The organism is Litoribacter ruber (assembly GCF_018449405.1).
Classification (GTDB): Bacteria; Bacteroidota; Bacteroidia; order Cytophagales; family Cyclobacteriaceae; genus Litoribacter; species Litoribacter ruber.
Map to the genome: position 1 here is coordinate 22,542 of NZ_JAHCMY010000018.1, position 18,536 is coordinate 41,077.

15 protein-coding genes are annotated in these 18,536 nt (G+C 41.7%); 11 read left to right on the top strand and 4 right to left on the bottom strand.

Annotation, left to right across the window (positions count from 1 at the left end; all coding sequences use genetic code 11):
- Positions 1-16: 16 nt before the first annotated feature.
- The 6 genes from KI659_RS17075 (at position 17) to KI659_RS17100 (ending at position 8,039) form a co-directional block, all read left to right on the top strand.
- Complete coding sequence (locus tag KI659_RS17075) at positions 17-1,210, top strand: galactokinase (RefSeq protein WP_213946594.1); 1,194 nt, start codon at positions 17-19, stop codon at positions 1,208-1,210.
- Between the two features lie 10 nt (positions 1,211-1,220).
- Positions 1,221-2,273, top strand: a complete 1,053-nt coding sequence (locus tag KI659_RS17080; RefSeq protein ID WP_213946595.1) for a UDP-glucose--hexose-1-phosphate uridylyltransferase — start codon at positions 1,221-1,223, stop codon at positions 2,271-2,273.
- Between the two features lie 7 nt (positions 2,274-2,280).
- Positions 2,281-3,405, top strand: a complete 1,125-nt coding sequence (locus KI659_RS17085) for a glycoside hydrolase family 43 protein (RefSeq protein WP_213946596.1) — start codon at positions 2,281-2,283, stop codon at positions 3,403-3,405.
- A gap of 212 nt (positions 3,406-3,617) precedes the next feature.
- Positions 3,618-5,006 carry a serine hydrolase gene (locus KI659_RS17090; protein ID WP_213946597.1) on the top strand — a complete coding sequence of 463 codons (1,389 nt, stop codon included), beginning with the start codon at positions 3,618-3,620 and terminating at the stop codon, positions 5,004-5,006.
- A gap of 99 nt (positions 5,007-5,105) precedes the next feature.
- Positions 5,106-6,566 (top strand): S41 family peptidase, encoded by a 1,461-nt coding sequence (locus KI659_RS17095; RefSeq protein WP_213946598.1) that lies wholly within the window; start codon positions 5,106-5,108, stop codon positions 6,564-6,566.
- A 216-nt stretch (positions 6,567-6,782) separates the two neighbouring features.
- Positions 6,783-8,039: a M1 family aminopeptidase gene (locus KI659_RS17100; RefSeq protein ID WP_213946599.1), complete on the top strand. Its 1,257-nt coding sequence runs from the start codon at positions 6,783-6,785 to the stop codon at positions 8,037-8,039.
- Between the two features lie 422 nt (positions 8,040-8,461).
- On the opposite strand, the gene KI659_RS17105 is transcribed toward KI659_RS17100, so the two are convergent.
- A complete protein-coding gene (locus tag KI659_RS17105) occupies positions 8,462-9,322 on the bottom strand; it encodes a hypothetical protein (protein ID WP_213946600.1) in 861 nt (286 codons plus the stop codon).
- 492 nt (positions 9,323-9,814) lie between these two features.
- On the opposite strand from KI659_RS17105, the gene KI659_RS17110 reads away from it, so the two are divergent.
- Both KI659_RS17110 and KI659_RS17115 read left to right on the top strand, forming a co-directional pair.
- Positions 9,815-10,030 carry a dodecin family protein gene (locus KI659_RS17110; protein WP_213946601.1) on the top strand — a complete coding sequence of 72 codons (216 nt, stop codon included), beginning with the start codon at positions 9,815-9,817 and terminating at the stop codon, positions 10,028-10,030.
- 99 nt (positions 10,031-10,129) lie between these two features.
- On the top strand, positions 10,130-10,432 hold the full coding sequence (locus tag KI659_RS17115; RefSeq protein ID WP_213946602.1) for a hypothetical protein: 303 nt from the start codon (positions 10,130-10,132) through the stop codon (positions 10,430-10,432).
- Positions 10,433-10,534: 102 nt separating this feature from the next.
- On the opposite strand, the gene KI659_RS17120 is transcribed toward KI659_RS17115, so the two are convergent.
- From KI659_RS17120 to KI659_RS17130, 3 genes are all read right to left on the bottom strand, one after another.
- Positions 10,535-11,062 carry a hypothetical protein gene (locus KI659_RS17120; RefSeq protein ID WP_213946603.1) on the bottom strand — a complete coding sequence of 176 codons (528 nt, stop codon included), beginning with the start codon at positions 11,060-11,062 and terminating at the stop codon, positions 10,535-10,537.
- A gap of 1,057 nt (positions 11,063-12,119) precedes the next feature.
- The gene (locus tag KI659_RS17125) at positions 12,120-13,382 is read right to left on the bottom strand and encodes an amidohydrolase family protein (RefSeq protein WP_213946604.1); all 1,263 of its coding nucleotides are present in this window, start codon (positions 13,380-13,382) and stop codon (positions 12,120-12,122) included.
- Between the two features lie 29 nt (positions 13,383-13,411).
- Entirely contained in the window at positions 13,412-14,239 is an 828-nt protein-coding gene (locus KI659_RS17130; RefSeq protein WP_213946605.1) for a DUF5694 domain-containing protein, read from the bottom strand.
- A 591-nt stretch (positions 14,240-14,830) separates the two neighbouring features.
- On the opposite strand from KI659_RS17130, the gene KI659_RS17135 reads away from it, so the two are divergent.
- From KI659_RS17135 to KI659_RS17145, 3 genes are all read left to right on the top strand, one after another.
- On the top strand, positions 14,831-15,295 hold the full coding sequence (locus KI659_RS17135; RefSeq protein WP_213946606.1) for a VOC family protein: 465 nt from the start codon (positions 14,831-14,833) through the stop codon (positions 15,293-15,295).
- A gap of 177 nt (positions 15,296-15,472) precedes the next feature.
- A complete protein-coding gene (locus KI659_RS17140; protein WP_213946607.1) occupies positions 15,473-15,733 on the top strand; it encodes a hypothetical protein in 261 nt (86 codons plus the stop codon).
- A gap of 167 nt (positions 15,734-15,900) precedes the next feature.
- Positions 15,901-18,345 (top strand): ABC transporter permease, encoded by a 2,445-nt coding sequence (locus tag KI659_RS17145; protein ID WP_213946608.1) that lies wholly within the window; start codon positions 15,901-15,903, stop codon positions 18,343-18,345.
- The last annotated feature ends 191 nt before the right edge of the window (positions 18,346-18,536 follow it).

The following is an 18,536-nucleotide window of genomic DNA, read 5'->3' on the forward strand; positions in this document are numbered from 1 at the left end:
AATTTAAAGTAAAATAATGGCAAAATCTGGTAATACATCTCCTTCATTGAGTACTTATGGGAAAAATGATCGCCAAATTCTATCAACCTATCAAACCTATTTTGGCTCGGAACCTATTTTGGTCAAAGCACCAGGTAGGATCAATTTGATCGGAGACCATACGGATTACAATGAGGGGTTTGTGTTGCCAGCAGCCATTGATATGGAAATTGAGCTAGCGGTGGGTGAAAATCATGGTGACCTTTGCAGGCTTTATTCCTTGGATTATGAGCAGGAGGTGATCTTTAATCTTAAGGATTTTAAGCCTTTGCCCTCTGGATGGGCCAATTATATCATGGGAGTAGTAGCCCAATTCCAAGCCAATGAACTAGAGGTTAGAGGCTTCAATTGTGTATTTGGAGGCAACATTCCCATTGGGGCGGGCTTGTCTTCCTCTGCAGCATTGGAATGTGCTACAGCATTGGCTTTAAGCCAGCTTTTTGGATGCCAAATTGAAAAAGTAGACTTGATCAAAATAGCCCAAAAAGCTGAACATACCTTTGCCGGAGTGCAATGTGGTATCATGGATCAATTTGCCTCAATAATGGGAAAAGCCGGGAATGCTATCCGATTGGATTGTCGGAGTTTGGAATTTAAACATTTTCCACTTGACCTACAGGATTATGAAATCCTTCTCTGCGATACCCAAGTGAAACATTCCTTGGCGGATTCTGCCTATAACACCCGCAGGGAGGAATGCGATAGCGGAATTAAGACCATTTCCCAACATTATCCAGAGGTGCATTCACTCAGGGATGTGAGTTTGGCCATGTTGGAGAAGCACAAGACTACTTTGGACCCGTTAATATATCAGCGATGCAAGTTTGTAATAGAGGAAAACCAGAGAGTACTGGAGGCAGGCAGGGCATTGGAAGCCAAGGATCTGGCAGCATTTGGCGCGTTGATGTACAAATCGCACACAGGCCTATCTAAAAGTTATGAAGTCAGCTGTGCCGAGTTGGACATGTTGGTAGATGCCACCAGAGACTTGGAAGAGGTGCTGGGAAGCAGGATGATGGGTGGTGGCTTTGGCGGCTGTACCATCAATTTGGTGGAGAAAAGCCAGGCGCAGGTATTTGAAGAAAAGATGAAACTAGAATTTAAACAAGCTTTCGGCCGAGATCTGACAATCTATAGGGTCGGTATTCAAGATGGAGCTAGGATTCTTTAATAAAACTTAAATGGAAAGATTCGATTTCGAGGAACATAGCCATAGAAGGTTCAATCCCTTTACTGGGGAATATGTACAAGTATCACCACACAGGGGTAAAAGACCGTGGCAGGGCCAGCAGGAAAAAGCACCTGAGGAGGAAGGGCTGCACTATGACTCTACTTGCTACCTTTGTCCTGGCAACCCACGGGTTGGAGGGGACCTTAACCCTTCCTATGAAACTACATTTGCATTTACGAATGATTTTGGGGCTATCAACGAAGAAGTACCGGATGGAGAAATGAGCGAGGGGGAGTTTTTTCAGGCCCGCAGTGAAAAAGGTATCTGCAAAGTGGTGTGTTTTTCCCCCAGGCATGACCTGACTATTCCAGAGTTGGCCTTGGAAGATGTGGAAAAAGTGGTTCACCTTTGGAAGAAGGAATATCAAGAACTGGGTTCCCTTTCTTATATAAATAATGTTCAGGTCTTTGAAAACAAAGGACAAATCATGGGATGCTCCAACCCACATCCTCATGGCCAAATCTGGGCGCAGCAGAGTATTCCTACCGAACAGGTCAAAAAATCTCTCCGGTTTACTGAATATTATCATAGAAAGGGGCGGTCCATGGTGGTAAATTATGTACAGGAAGAATTAAAGAAAAAAGATAGGGTGCTCTTTGAAAACAACACTTTTGTGGGGTTAGTGCCTTTTTGGGCAGTTTGGCCGTTCGAAGCCATGATTGCTCCAAAAGTTCATTTGCCTTCACTATCTGAAATGGATAACGCCCAACTTAAAGACCTGGCTGATGCCTATCGTAAGCTGACCATATTGTACGATAATCTGTTTGAGGTCTCATTTCCCTATTCAGGAGGGATACATCAGGCACCAACCGATGGTCATAAACATCCAGAATGGGATTTGCACATCGTTTTTTATCCACCCTTGCTTCGATCTTCCACAGTCAAGAAATTCATGGTAGGCTATGAAATGTTAGCCAATCCACAGCGGGATTTGACTCCTGAAAAAGCCGCAGGTTTGCTTAAGACCTTGCCACAACAGCATTATAAAGTAAAGACAAATTGACACACTCATGAAAATAAGCTTTACCTCCTTCATTATAATGGTATTCTCCATTGCCATTTTACCCCTTGGTTGCAAACAACGTCAAGCAGAAGAATCAAACAGCTTCCCGACGGATTTTATTTCCAATCCCCTAAATGTGGAATTTGGGGATCCTTATATTTTAGATGATGGGAATGGAAAATTTTACATGTATGGTACCGGAGGTGGAGCAAAGAATGGGTTTGTTGTCTATGAATCTGAAGACCTCCAAGCTTGGGAGAACAAAGGACAAGTATTCAGTGGAAATACAAAGGATTCCTGGAGTGTAGCAAACTTTTGGGCCCCGGAAGTTTATAAATTTGATAATCAATATTACATGTTCTACAGTGCAGATTGGAGGAATAATCCGACAAATGAGGAGGAGAATTTTAAGATTGGAGTAGCTGTCGCTGATTCCCCGACGGGTCCATTTAAAGATATGAAAAACGAACCGCTTTTCGATCCGGGTTATCCTATCATTGATGCAAATGTGTATGAGGATAAAGATGGCAAGTTTTACTTATATTATTCGAGAGCGTGCTACAAACACCCTGTTGAGTCAGAAATTTCGACCTGGGCTAAAGAAAAGGGCTTATTTGGTGAAGTTGAAGAAAGCTGGATATATGGTGTGGAGTTAGCTCCTGATTTTTTGGGAGTAATCGGAGAACCTGTTTTACTTTTGCGACCTCCTGTTACTATGGATGATAGTCAAGCCGAATGGGAAAGCAGGTCTGTAACTGCGGGAGAAGTCAATAGGAGGTGGACAGAAGGTTCGTTTACATTTAAGCATGGGGATTTGTACTATATTATGTATTCCGCTAACCACTTTGCGGGTGAGCATTATGCGGTTGGATATGCAACTGGACCGTCACCTCTAGGTCCCTTTGAAAAGGCATCCAACAACCCGGTGATTGAAAAAAACACAGCCACAGGAGGCGAGGTGACAGGTACGGGGCATAATAGTGTTTTATTTTCCCCAGATAGAAAGGAAATGTATGCCGTGTATCATGGCCGCACCCAAAGGAGCGGAGATGAACGGGTAGTGTTCATCGATCGTATGTCTATCAATGATAATGGCCAACTAGAGGTTCACGGGCCAACAACTTCAGAATAATATATTAAAAAGAGGGTTTAGGAGGTTATTCGGACTGCGGCCTGGTTAAGGGGTTTAGAAATCGTTAGCAGCACGAAAGATGAGGCTTTGACCTCACTACCACCTCCCCATGGGCGCAGGGATGAGGAAAGAAGTATAATTCATTATACGGGTAACCAAAAATGAGCTATCTTAGCTATATCAATTGTCAAATAGCAATTTATATGCTCCCTATGAGATATTTACTTACCCTCTTGATTTTTGGATGCCTTACTGCCAATTTATTTGCCCAATCAGAAAATCATTCCGAAAGTGCTGAAAGATTCAAAAGCAATTTCAATGATGAAGATTACGATCAAATTTTTGAGGTGTTTTCCGCCCAGATGAAAAGTGCCCTGCCTGTTGAGAATACCCGTAAATTTTTAAACGACCTTCGAAATCAATTTGGCGACATCCAGGATATGGAATTCATCAAATTTGAACAGAGCATTTCAGCAGTATATAAAACCACCTTTGAAAAAGAGGTTTTATTAGTCAATATTGCCCTAAACGATCAAAACGAAATCAGTGGATTACTGGTCAGGCCATATGAAGAAGAGGCTGAATTGGCCGAGCGGGAAAACGGACTTACCGGCTACCCCGAGAAATTTGCATCGTCAATCTTTTCCAAGGTCAACCAATTTCCAGAGAACACCGAGCTCGCTATTGCAGTAATCAGTGAAGGGGTGTCAAGCTATTATGGGACATTTGTCGGCGAGGAAGCTGTTCGCCCTATTGAAAACCATCATAAAATTTTTGAAATCGGCTCCATCACCAAAGTGTTTACAGCGGCAGTGTTGGCAACTCTGGTGAATGAAGGGCAACTTGACTTGGAAGGAGAAGTAAATACATGGTTTCCTTTTGATTTTCACAAAAATTCTCGAATTACAAACCTACAACTTGCAAACCACACCTCAGGATTGCCCCGAATGCCGGGTAACTTTGAAGGAATGGACCCGGAAAACCCTTTTAAATATTATGGGGAGGAAAAGCTGGAGGAATATTTAAAACAACAACTGGAGATATCCAAACCTGGTGACTATGAATACTCCAATTTGGGTGTAGGCCTTTTGGGGTATAGTATGGCAATGTCACAGGGGAAGCCCTACAAGCAACTTGTCGATGAATTGGTATTTGTTAAATATGACATGGGGAATACCTATATGCGGGTAGAAGATATTCGGCGTGAACTGGTACAGGGTATGAACCCTAAAGGTGAGGTTGTTTCCAATTGGGACTTCGATGTGCTGAGTGGTGCCGGTGGGGCCTTATCCACGCTCGAAGATCTGGTAAAATTCGCAAAAGCCAATTTTAATGAGGATGATAAAGTACTTGCTTTGTTAAGGGAGTCAACGCACTCGATCAATAATACGATGGATATGGGGCTAGGATGGCACATACTCAAATCACAAAATGGCAATAATGCTTACTGGCACAATGGCGGTACCGGGGGCTATTCCTCCTCCATGGTAATTGACCCGGTAAAGAAAACGGCTGTAATTATCCTTTCGAATGTATCGGGGTTAAGCTCTAAAAAGGAAAATATTGACAAGCTTTGTTTTGAGTTGTTTTCTCTCAATTAATCCCTGGCGCTGTACTGCGTAGTTTAGGAGGTTATTCAACCTGCCACCGGTAATGTTTTCCTATCCCACGAAAGGGCTCTTAATTTAACTTATCTACCTATGAAGCATTCATTTACATTGCTATTAATCTTTATAATCTTTTCAAGCTTCGGGCAAAAGGAGGCTGAAATTGCTGAGAATTTGGAAGATTCGCCTGTGAAATGCTCCTGTGGGGAGTCATTTGATGCCTTGGCTGTAGGAGTAGAACAAAACTATTCCCTATTTCAATTTAAGGTTACGGATAATAACCGGGAAATTTATACGGCCTTTACAGCAGTGATGAGGCAACAGGCTGAAACTACCTCCGATTTTGAGGAATGCAAAAAGGTACTCAACACTTGGTTGGGATTTTTCAGGGACGGACATATGTGGCTTAATTTCCAAGAGAATGGGGAGGTTTTTAATGAGCGAGTTGTGTTAGGGGAAGACAACTTTAAAAAAAGGTTTGTCGCCGAGGCTGAATCGGAGGATTTGCTTGGCATTTGGGAAAGCGGAAGCTATCGGGTGGCCATCATACCTGAAGAAGATCCTGTTGGCAAAAGGAGAGACTTTGTCGGGGTGATACTAGAAAGTAAAAATCCGGACTGGCACCCGGATGAGGTAAAATTTACTCTGCAGAAAGTTTACGGTAATGATTATAAAGCTACTTTTTATTTGGGTGACCGCCGGCCTAAATCGGTGGAATCCAAACTAAAAAATGCAGGACTACTACAATTTGAAGGTTTGAATGAATGGTACAAAGTATGGCCTGAAGATCAGGGTAGTTTAAAAGTTCAACCCGAGACACTGGCCTATGAGGGCTTTCATTTCGAAATGCTTAATGGAGAGGTTCCTTATTTCAGGTTTCCCAGCTTTTCGCCTTCTTCTATTGAAAGCCTGGAAAAAGTCTTAGAGGAGTACCATGAGCAGTTAGTTAAGGCTTCTTTCATGGTTGTGGATGTACGGCAGAATAGCGGTGGCTATGATTATGTCTACTATCCTTTGATGCCCTATATCCTTTCCGGCCCCATAGAAATGCCGAATGTTTACCACTACCTGAGTGCTTATAATAAAACTCAAATGGGAGCAGAGGTGGCTGAGGAAGATGTTGATGAACTAGAGGATGAAGAGGAAAAGGCCATGTATAAGTTATTTTATAGTAGCATGGATACTTTATTGGCTTTTGGCGGCGAAACCTATACTTACAACCCGGATACGCTATATACCCAACCAAGAAGAATAGCTGTGCTTACTAGCGACAAAACCATCAGTTCGGGAGAAACCTTTGTTTTGAGAGCCAAAAAAAGTTCTCGGGTAACTGTTTATGGCCAGAACACAGCAGGTATAATAGACGGGTTTAACGGTGCTGAACTGGAGCTGGGCTGCGTGACTTTGAGATATCCTTTGAGCGTGAGGTCGCTGGATGTAGATACCAATCCTATAGACCCATATGGTATTGCTCCCGATGTCTTTTTGGACAAATCAGAAGATGTCCTCGAATTTGCATTGTTGCATATGCGGCAATTGATTGAAAATGAGTAAGGTAATAAATTGAAGTTGGCTACATCCCAAGCTGACTGATTTTTTATAAAGTGCGTTATGAAATCACTATTTAGTCTCTCAATGAGCGGCAGGAAAGTCCGCTGTACCGGGAATTTGTGGAAATCCTCGCGAAGGAATATTTTCCACACAGATAGGAGCAAAACTTTAAGAAGTTTATTCCTCAGCTGTTAAAAATGATTATAAAAAAATATGGAAATGAATAAGCTTGCCACTTTACTTTTAATTGCTTTAGTTTTTTACACCACTAATTTTGGAGCGGAGTCCAAAAAGGAGAAAAAACCAACCCTTGTAGAAGGAGAACTGAAGATATCAATAGAAGATGAAGCTATCGAGGCAACACTTAATATTACTTATGTAGTAAAAGACAGTGCCCGTGCAAGCACAAGCTTTTGGATGGATTCAGCAATGGAGATCCAATCAGTAGATGGTGACCTAGTGAAAAGCTATAGTTTTGATCAGGAAGCAAAACCCTTTGCTACTCTCACAATAGACTTTAAAGAAGCCCTGTCGGAAGGGGAGGAAATTGCCTTTTCATTTGCTTATTCAGGTAAACCCTCCCAAGGATTTTGGATTGAGGAATATCAGTGGGTGGATATTGACCCGGACTTTATGATCCTTCCCGTATTTAGTACACTGGAAAGTTTTGATTATAGAATCAAGGCAGTTGTGGATGATGTAAATTATAAACTTATAGATGTACAGAAAGGTAAACTTACACAGGAAGTCGAGGTGACATCGGTTACCACATCCTATTATATCAATCCCATTTTGGCCAGCAATAATCAAAAGAATGGTGTAGGTTTATATGATTATTCAGCTGATGGTAAAGAAGTCAGGGTGTTTTCCGAATATGCAGACAGTGCCCGATATGTAGGAGATGCGGCCTTGAGGATATTTGATTTCTTCAACAGTACTTTTGCCAGAGAGGAACCCGTTACTTTCTGTTCTGTGCTTTACAGACCGATTCCGTATGATGAACATAAGGTCACCAGGTCCTTTAAGCCTTCGGTAGTATTTGCAAAGCCACATGAAAATATCGCAACTTTGGCGCATGAGATATCCCATTTCTGGTGGAACAGGGGAGATGCCCTTACCACCGAAAAATGGCTGACTGAATCATTTGCCCAATATTCAGAGATGATGTTTATTCGCCATGAGCAGGGGGAAGATAAGTTTAACATGATCATTGAGAAGCTTGCAGACCGTGCTGAAAAACTGCCTCCTCTATTGGGAGGAGATAGGTTTGGGAGATATGGTGATGACCTGATCTATGAAAAAGGACCATATATCTTATATCAGTTGGAAAACCGCCTTGGTTATGAAAAATTTGTGGACTTTATGGTGGCGGTAAATCGAGAGCAGGTGGCCACCACGCCACATCTCCTGGAAGTACTGGAAAACCAGACCTCTGCTAAAATCCGAAAGGAATTTGAGGAGTTGATTAAAAGGTAGAATAGTGTCAAGGAGCAACTCATGAGCCTGATGAACCCAGTAAGGGCGCTGAGGAGTGAGTGATGATTTTAAACCTGCCAGGTTTGATGAATAACCCGATGCTGTCCATTGCATTGAAAGTGCCCCATCCTGCAAGAAGGCCTCCAATCATTTAGTTGTCGGAAAATACATCTATAAATCCCCCATCCCGATACCTAAAGTCAAGGTTGATATGATTTCTGAGGTTCTATGTCTTATGTTTTTATTTCTTAGTTTTACCGTATTCAAGTATATTAGTAGAAGCGGCACCAAAATAATCAGTGGCAGGATTACTTTTAATAAAGTTAGGATGAAATCCTCTGTTAATATCCCCTCCTGAACTTCTTGATTGCAGGCAATGCAAAGAAAAACGGAATTGACCATAGTTATATCATTAAAATGGCTTAAAACCACCTATCTAAGCCCTTGTCTTTTCTGGTAACATATTCATCCACACGTTGATGGACATGGGGAGGGGTTTCGCTTCCCACTTTGAACCCTTCACGCTCAGCTTTGAGACAACGGTAAAGTTCTTCTAGGTAGGGAATTGCTAATCCACCGGTAAGGAGGGCGAAAATTTTTAATACTGCTTTTGGCTTTAAAGGCACTTTCTTTTTCCTTAGAGTGAAGTCTGCTTTTTTGTTTTTGTCAAAGATGGCCTCTACATGTTCCCAATGTGAAACCAACATAAATGATAAAGCGCAAAAAGGAAGCACTCCAAGGTATGTGTGCGTGTGTATTTCTGGGATAGTGACATCTCTATGATTACCCGCATAGGTGACATCATAATAGGCTGTAGCTTCATGTGCCGCCCAGGCACCTGTCATGGTAGCAAGCAGCCCAGAATTCACCTCAAAAAATAAGGCGGCTAAGATGGGTACGCCAGCTTCGGTTAGCATGGTCAGATGGGTAATTGACTCACGAGTGCCTGCCGTGGTTTCAATACTCGATTTCTTATGCCAATACCAATCCAGAAAACCAGCCCCAATCCAGATGGGAAGAAGGATGTTCATCATATACCGACGGGTTGCCCTCTCTGTGGGATCCAATTGGACAGTTTCTTTCTCTTCACTGTAATGCCCTACAGTTTTGTTTAGGATTTTCTTTGTGATTTTTCTTACACGCCTACTGGTAAGTGCTACAAGAAAAATGGAAGCAGCTGCTCCTAATACGATTTTTCCCATGCCAGAGGTCACTTTCTTTACGGGTATGTCTGCTTGTACGCCGATAGATGGGCTTATTAAAGTTTTTGTATATTCGGTCATAACAATAAAGTAGGTTGGTGGTGTTAATTATCAAGCAAAGACTAGACCTTGGAGAGGTCTTTAAAAGGAGAATTGGGGAAAATCATAGCAAAAGAAAATATGCTGGGTCATTCCTCGAGAATGACCATCCAAATTCAACCCTTAAACCACATTTATTACACTTCAATTTGTATCTTAATATTATAATCCCTATACTTATAGGGCATATTGAATATGGTACTTCGAGTTTGTAATTGTTTGGTTATTGTTTTTTAGGGCTCCTGATGGAGTCCTTTTTTTATTACCAAGTTTATAGAAGGGCATTGTGTTCATTGAGGTAAACAAAATGGTTACTTTTTAACACATTACAAGAATTACAGTGGTCTGTTATCCGGGATATTGGAGCTTAGCAGTCATTCAGGCGGAAATGCATTGGATTAGAATAGTATTTGTAAGGTAAACTCTCCTGGCAGGTGCCACAAATGTTTATTCTAACTCTTAACCCCAACCTTTATGTCAGTAGTAAAAATAATCGAAGTGATAGCCTCTTCAGACAAGAGTTTTGATGACGCCGTCAACAATGCCTTGAAGGAAGCATCCAAAAGTGTAAAAAACATTAAATCCATTTATGTAAAGGACATGAATGCCAATGTAGAGAACAACCAGATTGTTTCCTATGCGGTTAATGCCAAAATCTCATTCACTTTGCAGGAAAAGGCGGAACATTAAAAGGCTAGGCTGAGTAGGTCATGAGAATAATGGCCTGCTCGCTTACTTGTTACTAATATTTTTGATTCTAATAAACAAATAACCTTAACCTAAAGAACCATGGTAGAAGAATTGAAAATTATCCGAGAGGAAATTGAAGTTACACTTGAAAAAAGTGAACGGTACGAAAACTTACTTTTGTTGTTTGCCCAAATGAAAAATTTGTCTCTTTTTTCGATAAACAAAAAACTTTATGTTGTTCACGATGAGAGCATTTACAGAATGGATAGCCTTTTCAGTGAAGAATGCACACTGCAGTGTAAAGATGTTAAGCATTACCTTAAAAGATATTTGGATGAAGACTTTGAAGTGTTCACTACCTCCCAATTTTTAGGGTTTTGCTATAGAGAACTTGGATTATAAAATGAGTACCCAATTACATTGTTAAGAAGTCAAGTCCTCGAGTAGTGGGATTTATTGAAAATGGGCTGCAGAATTATTAGCAGGATACTGCTACTCGAGGCCCTAACGGGATGTTAACTTTTCAATTGAACTATTATTTTTGTTCATTCTTATAAGATAATATTCCAATTCTCCAATAAATTTTTGCCTACCAATGATTTCAATTTTATTATCTATGTGGTATACCTTAACAAGGTCAGAGTGAAAAAACCTGTCTGAAAAGGATCTCCATTGGGGCAAAAATGAACAAGCATTTTCTTTCTGTTCCAAAATCTCCAGTTCTTGCTTTCGCAATAGAATTATAATCTTTTTATAAAGCTTTTCTCCTTCTGAAAAATCTGAAATAGAGATCTGGTATAATCTTACTCTGAAGGCTGTGGGTAGGGCAATGATCAGTGGGTAAATAAAATATTTGGGCCACCAACCTACGTTTGTTAAATAGTCAATATCGGGGTTGCCGAAAATATAAAATCCATTATTGAAATAATCCCGAATCCCGTGGGTGTATTGATGGAACATCACTGCCCCCAAAAAAGTCATTCCCAAAATAAGCTTTGGGCTAGGCCAATGATGTCTACTTTGAATAATCATAGCCCCTAAAATATCTATTAAATTAGTTTAACGCAATACCCTAATTGGGTATTTTCAATTAATTTTTCGATCTCGTTAAAATTTTGGCCCGGCTTACTAGCCGGGAGGGATGTGGGGGAGTAGTTAATAGGTGTCTGTTTTTCTCACAAAACCATTTTTCAAGGGCAATTAAAGTCTTTCTTTTTCCCATAATTATGATGCGTCCGTTGAAATGGTGTATGAATAAATGGCCGCAAACTGGGAAAAATTTACTTTTTCTAATAAATCTTACATAGGTCTCCCTAATTTCTGTAGATCTTTCAAATCCTTGGCTTTGTAGGTAATCACCAATCTGATAATAAAAATTCTGGTTTGGGGGAATGTTTTGAATAATCAATTGGAAATGTCTAAAAAAAATCGAGCAGACCATAAAGGTTGTAGCTAGGGCAAAAAATGTTGTGAGTAGAAAAAAGGTTTTAGCAGAATTTGACCAAAAAAAATCTATGGAAATTAAATAGACAAGAGGTAGGCTTATCCATAAGAGCGTACCCATAATTAACCTATAACTCAGCCTTTGATAGTTAGATTGTATAATCATTGTTGGATGGCGAAAGGATAAATTTCTCCAAATGTATACTATTCAGTGGTTTATGAAAACCTCTTGAGGTTGGATGGTTATCAGCGTTGTTAAGCGGCGGTTTTTATGCTATGAAAAACGGTCTATGCAGATTGATTAATGTCTTATAAGTTTTGACAATTCTTATCACTTTTCAATTATTGTCTAATCCAGTTTTTGTTACTTACATTAAAATGAAACTTTTATTTAATAAATAATGATGAAGCAAAGCCATCAAAAACCCCGACTTATCTTCTGGGCGACAATATCTCCAAAGTTTCTGGCATAGAAGGCATATTTTTCTTATCGTTGAATCCGTAAAAATCCGTTTATGAGTTTATTCGGCCTGCGACCTGGTTTAAGGGTTTAGAAACCCGAAAGCAACGGATGAGTCGTTGGCTCCATGCGTATCGGTAGATGGTTGATTAATTTAGAATGTGCCATCCGAATTCAACCTTTAAACTACTTTACTGGTGTTCCCTTAACAATTACCGCATGAATATCTCTTGTGTATTGGATGTCTTCCAGTGGGTTGGAGTTTAGCAAAACAACATTGGCAACCTTACCTTCTTCGATTGAGCCCAGCTGGGAGGCTATCCCCAGGTATTCGGCGGCATTCAAAGTGGCGATTTTAAGGACTTGGGCATTGGTGAATCCAACTTGACTCAAATGATACAGCTCAAAGTGAAGGCCCAGGCCGGGTGGGTTGTAGGGGTTTGGACTATCTGTGCCCGCTAGAATCCGGTCAGGGTAATCGAGGAAATATTTTTTAAGTATTTCTTGATGCAGGCTGTCTTTCACGGCAAAGGTTGGCGCATTTCCCTCAGCAGCCTTCCACCAATTCATCAGTCCGGCTAATTCCTTTCCATACCTTGACTCCTTGATTTCCGACTTGATCTGCTCGCTGCCCATATTGGCATAAAGGGCCAGGGTAGGGCAGAGCCATACCTGATTGTCTTTAATTTTTTGAACATAATTCTCAATTTCTTTCAATTGAAAAGTATGGTACAAGGCTGTTCTGTTCTTTTCCTCTTCCCCAATGAGCGTCCAATCCTTACTTCTGCTGCTTGGGTCAAGCTGGACAAACCCATCCATATGCTCAATTGATCGGTGTCTGGGATCGGCGAAATTTTCCTCCGTCAGGGTATAGGGAAGGTGGCCGGAAACCCTCAGTCCATTTTGCTGGGCGAACTCCAATATTTCCAGGTATTTATTTTCAGGCAGCCTGTTGTAAACCTTTAATTCTTTATACCCTTTGTCTACATAGGATTGGAGAATAGGGTTTACAGGGGTGTTGGTGTCGATGGCGGGTTCGGTATGCTGCTCTCCCCATAGCGGAGGGTTGCCGTCGATCAATGGGGAGGCAATGTAAAGATCAGGTTGGGGCAGATTTGTTGCCTCCAGTGAGTCCCTCATGGCAAGCAGCTGGTCATTCCCACTCATGATTCTGATTCCTGTGACCCCATAGCTAAGATACATGGGGATCCACCCAGGTTGGCCAAAATGGGCGTGCATTTCAAATAGTCCAGGAATAGCATATTTCCCCGAGCCATCGATGATTTGGTAATCGCTTCCCTTCTCCAAAGGCTTGGCGGAAATGGAAGTGATTTCCCCATCTGTCATTAATAGATGCATGTTTGGCTGCATGGTTCCATCATGGACATCTAAAATGTTCACATTTTTGACATAAAGGGATTGGGCTACTCCTGAAGGTAATATAATCAAGAGGAGCATTATTAGATTTAGTAAAAACTTCATTCTATGTTATTGGTGGGATTAATAGTTGAACCAAACACATCGCCCACTTCAGTTACCTTATAATCCGGGTTGGATTCGAAGAGGTGTTTGAGAATGGGGATATGTCCAACGCCATAAATCACTATGACGTATTTGTCTGTGGGTCGGATGCTGGAGATGATGTTTGTGTATATGTGGATATTGGTCTTGTACCATTCCGCCACTAAACCTGCCCCCTCATAGTCCGCTTGGCTTCCAATTAGTGTGAAGTATTTAGTATAAAGCCTTTGGTTTTTATTCAACATTTCGGAAGAGTTAATGTGAACTAGATTCTCTCTCAGCTCAAGGTTGGGGTTACCATTCATTTCCTGCACATATGCTTGTGCAAATACATCCATACTATCCAAAATATGTTGCTCTCCGTTATTTATTGCGGCTTCAAATACCGGCTTGGTGTCAAATTTACCCTTGTAGTTGACACAAGTTAGTTTTTCCAATCCCGCCCTTTTGGCTGTTTGGAATCCGATAAGGTCAATTTCATTAAGCTGTAACTGGTAGGTGCCGGCCATATATTGCTGAAATTGCTTGTCAATATTTTCTTGGTTTTCCCTGGGCACCTCAATAAAAATTTGATCGGGGTTAAGAGACGCCAATTTCAGGATCACATCTTCGATTTCCCTTATCATTTTATCATCCAAAATTAGTTCCTCATTGGAGTAGCTGTCGGAAGTGGATGGGGTAAAATGGGTGGTGCCCATCAATAGAATCCTTGTTTTTTCTTGTTCTTGACCATGTAAAGACAAGGAAAATGCGTATAACGCAATTGTAAAAAGAATATTTTTCATAGTTGATTTAGGGAAAAGTTCCAATTCTCTGGCCAATTAAGTCTAATCAAGCCACAATTTTACCTAATTAATTCTCATGATACAATACCCTATATCCAAATTGAGACTTGTACATGGGTGAGTTTATTTTCTGTAGGGGTGCTCATTTCGAGTTGCCTGACCAATGGGCAAATTAATTTTGGGAAAGACGTCAAATCTCATTCCCTTACTTAAAGACGCCCCAAGCGCATTTCGAATTTTTCTCTTCAACCATTCTCAGCATTTCAATTTGGTTCTTTATAAATTAATCCCTATACTTATAGGGCATATCGAATATGGTAATTCGTGTTTGTTATTGTTTGGTTATTGTTTTTTTGGGACTCCTGCAGGAGTCCTTTTTTTTTTTACCAAACTTGGGTAGGACTATGTGTGTCTACTAGATGTTGATTTTTTAAAAATGGCCTGCAGCATTATTTAGCAGGATTCAACTACACGGGGCCCATTTTGGAGAATTATAAATTTATAGAGGGTTAAAAGGTTGGCAACTGGCTTGTTTATTCTTTACCAAAATTCCTATATTGATCTTCTTAATCTTTCATTTCCTTTAAATATATGACAAAGCAACACAACAAGAACACGGACTCATTATCCGAAAAGAACAATACCCCTAAAGTCACTGGAATAGGCGGGATATTTTTCTTTTCCCCGAATCCGGAAAAAACCCGGGAATGGTATGCGGACAATTTGGGGCTGGAGGTAAACCAGTGGGGGTCAAGTTTTGAGTTTAGAAATGCCCACCGCCCCGAGGAAATCAACTACCTTCAATGGAGTCCCTTTGAGCAGGGAAGTGAGTATTTTGCCCCATCCAAGAAGGAATTCATGATCAATTATCGCGTTCAAAATATCGAAGGTCTTGTGGAAAAACTCAAGGCTAACGGTGTGACTGTTCTCGACGATATAGAGACCTATGATTACGGAAAGTTTGTGCACATCATGGATGCCGAAGGTAATAAGATTGAACTTTGGGAGCCGGTAGATAGGGTGTTTACAGAAATGGGAGGGAAGACGACGAAGTAGGGACTCAATTTTGCGGTAGCAAAAAGTCCGCTTTCGCACAAAAATGTTCGTTTTTTAGAAGTCAAATAAGTTGGTTTCTTTGATTTTTAAGTGGTTAAGAGGATTTTGTTCGGTATGTAGTTCGCAGGCTAAAAGGTTATCAGTGATTTGGTTTTAAAACTTCTTAAAGGTTTTCTCATGACACATATAGCCATACCCATACCCACGGCCCCTGGCAAGCAGGATATCCAAGTAGAGGTGACCATCAACAATGAAAAGCAGACTCTGCATTATAGGGTGGAGCTATTTTATTGGGACGACTGCAGCAATCCCCAAGGGCACCGCGCAGACTGCCTGAGTGAGATGCTCGCCAAACACGACCCCAACTGGACTGTTTATTATATAGGTTCCCCTACGGATAAGTTTGTGCCTATTACTTTTGTGGAAAAAAGAGGATAGTAAGAAGTAAATAATGGGTGTATCAGGAAACCGACCGTCCCCGAACAAAAATGTCCGAATTTATGGCCTTCTTCTGTTCCAAAGGTCCAATCTAGGTGATTTGAGAGGGTTTATTTCGGCATTAATCTGGAAATGGTTTTTGGGTATTTCAAAGAAATGAAGATCCCATGTTAAAACATTACTTCTACATTGCCCTCAGAAACATCAGGAAGAATCTTGGTTTTTCTTTTATCAATTTTTTGGGCCTGTCCATTGGCCTTTCCATATCCATCATCGTCCTGCTATTCGTCCAGTTCGAATGGAGTTTTGATAAGTTTCATACAGAAGGTGACCGCATCTTCAGGCTCAAAAGGTTCGAGATGTTTGATGATGGTATGGTTCAATCTTTTTCAACCCCCTTCTTGCTTAAAGATGTGGTGCAGGATGAATTTCCCCAGATACAAAAGGCCACTCGGGTATTGCAGTCAAATCGGGCCTTTAAGCTTCCTGACAATACAGAATACCGGCAGCCCATTACTTTTGTGAGTCCTGAGTTTCTGGAGATTTTCAATTTTGGCCTCAAAGAGGGTGCAAGGGCACCGCTTTTTTCAGGTAAATATGACATCATCCTCACCGAAACTGCCGCTGAGCGCTACTTTGGCAAGGAGCCCGCCGTGGGCAAAACCGTTGAGGTGCAGTTGATGGAGGATTTCATCCTCTTCACGGTGAAGGGAATCATGGTGGATGTGCCTGCCAATTCAAGCATTGTGGTAGATGCTTTGGTGTCCGACGAGTTGGTGCGGGACATGCAGGCTGAGACTGCCCTGAACAACTGGTTTAATGTGAACACCGATACGTATGTTATGACTACTTCCCCAAGCGACAAGGCCGCTTTGCAATCAGGTATGGAACCGATGATGCAGCGGGCCTTGGGGGATAATTACAGGGAAGGCTTCTACTATTTTGAACCTTATGCTTTGGAGGATATCCACTTCCATACCGGAGAAAATCCCGGAAACGTCCGTGTGACCAACCCCCAAATGCTGTATGTACTGTTGGCCTTGGGTCTGATCGTGCTGGTTTTGGGATCCATAAACTTTACCACCATGGCCATTGGCAAAGCAGTGGTTAGGGCCAAAGAGGTTGGGGTACGAAAATCACTGGGGGCAGAAAGGAAACAGCTGGCAACACAATTTCTTTTTGAGTCCATGGTGATTACCATTTTATCATTTTTGTTGGCAATTCTTCTTGCTTTCCTAATCCTACCGCATTTCAATACGCTTTTCAATACCAGCCTTGCCATAGGCCATTCTTGGGAGCAGCTAGTGCTGATGGTCATTTTATTGGCTTTGCTTACCGCCATGGCGGGAGGTTTTCCGGCCTTTTATATGTCTGGCATGAAGACAATCAAAGTGCTGAAGGGAAGTTATTCCATCAGCTTTGGGAAGCAGGCCTTGAGAAAAGGATTGGTGGGTTTTCAGTTTTTCCTCTCCTTTCTGATGATTTCCTGTACCCTGGTGATGTATAATCAAATGGAGGTTCTGAAAAGTCATGATCTGGGTTTTCAGGCCGAACAGGTATTTGTAGTGCCTGTTGAGGCCGAGTCATCCACTAATTTGTCTGCCAAGATGAAAACGACTTTCGAGAAAGCCAATCTTTTCAGGGAAAGGTTGCTGGAAAGGACAGATGTGGAAAATGCTGCCCTTTCTGTTTCCCTTTTTGGGGACGGTGACTGGTGGCGGGCAGGATTTACCAATTCGGATGGCAAGCAGTTTTTCTTCCAGCTCAATTTCGTGACAGGGGATTATCTTAATACCATGGGAATGAAATTGGCGGAAGGGCGGAATTTCTATGACAACATCACTCTGGACTCGAGTGCGATTATGGTCAACCAGAAGTTTGCCGAGCAAATGGGCTGGAATGGTCTTGAGCAGGCCCAGTTGCCTGCGAGTGCCAATTTTGGCTCCCATGAGGTGGTAGGCATTATCCAGGACTTTAACCATGCCTCTTTGTATGAAGAAATCAACCCGGTGTTGATATCCAAAAACCCCCGTTTAATTTTTGAGGGCATCAACGATATTGAAATCAGCCGGACCAGTGCCATGGTCCTGGTCAGAAGCAATCGGGCAGATACGGATCAGTTTATTTCGATGTTGGAGGAGGAGTACCAAAAAATCTACCCGGGAGAAAGCTTTGACTACTATCCTTTCAATGAGTTTGTTTTTGAAGCTTACGAAAACGAGGAGAGACTGAGTCGAATGGTGACTTACACTGCGCTGTTAGCGGTATTGATTGCCGTGATGGGCTTGTTGGCCTTTACGGCCATGACCATTGCGGGAAGGCTCAAGGAAATCGGCATCCGCAAGGTACTGGGAGCTTCTTCCGGCTCCATTACCTGGATGTTCAATAGGGAATTTTTGACTATTACAATTGTGGGTATTTTATTGGCCATACCGGCAGGAATGTGGCTGATGCAGAATTGGCTGCAGCAGTTTGCCGTGAGGGAATGGCCAGGTGCTTTGACCATTGGAATTACAATCCTGGGCGGACTGGCCTTGACGGCTCTGGTGGTGAGCCTGCAGTCCCTGTCGGCATCGTGGATCAATCCGGTGAAGACGATTAAGAGTGAATGAGCCGAAGTAATAAACGGGTGACTAAGTTGCTTAGACAAAAATGGTCACAAAGTCGACGAAGTTCAAAAAATAAGTCGCACGAAGGAGAAATGGGCACAACGGACACGAAGTTTAAGAATTAGTCACATCACGAGAAAATGGTCACAAAGTCGACGAAGTTCAAAAAATAAGTCGCACGAAGGGGAAATGGG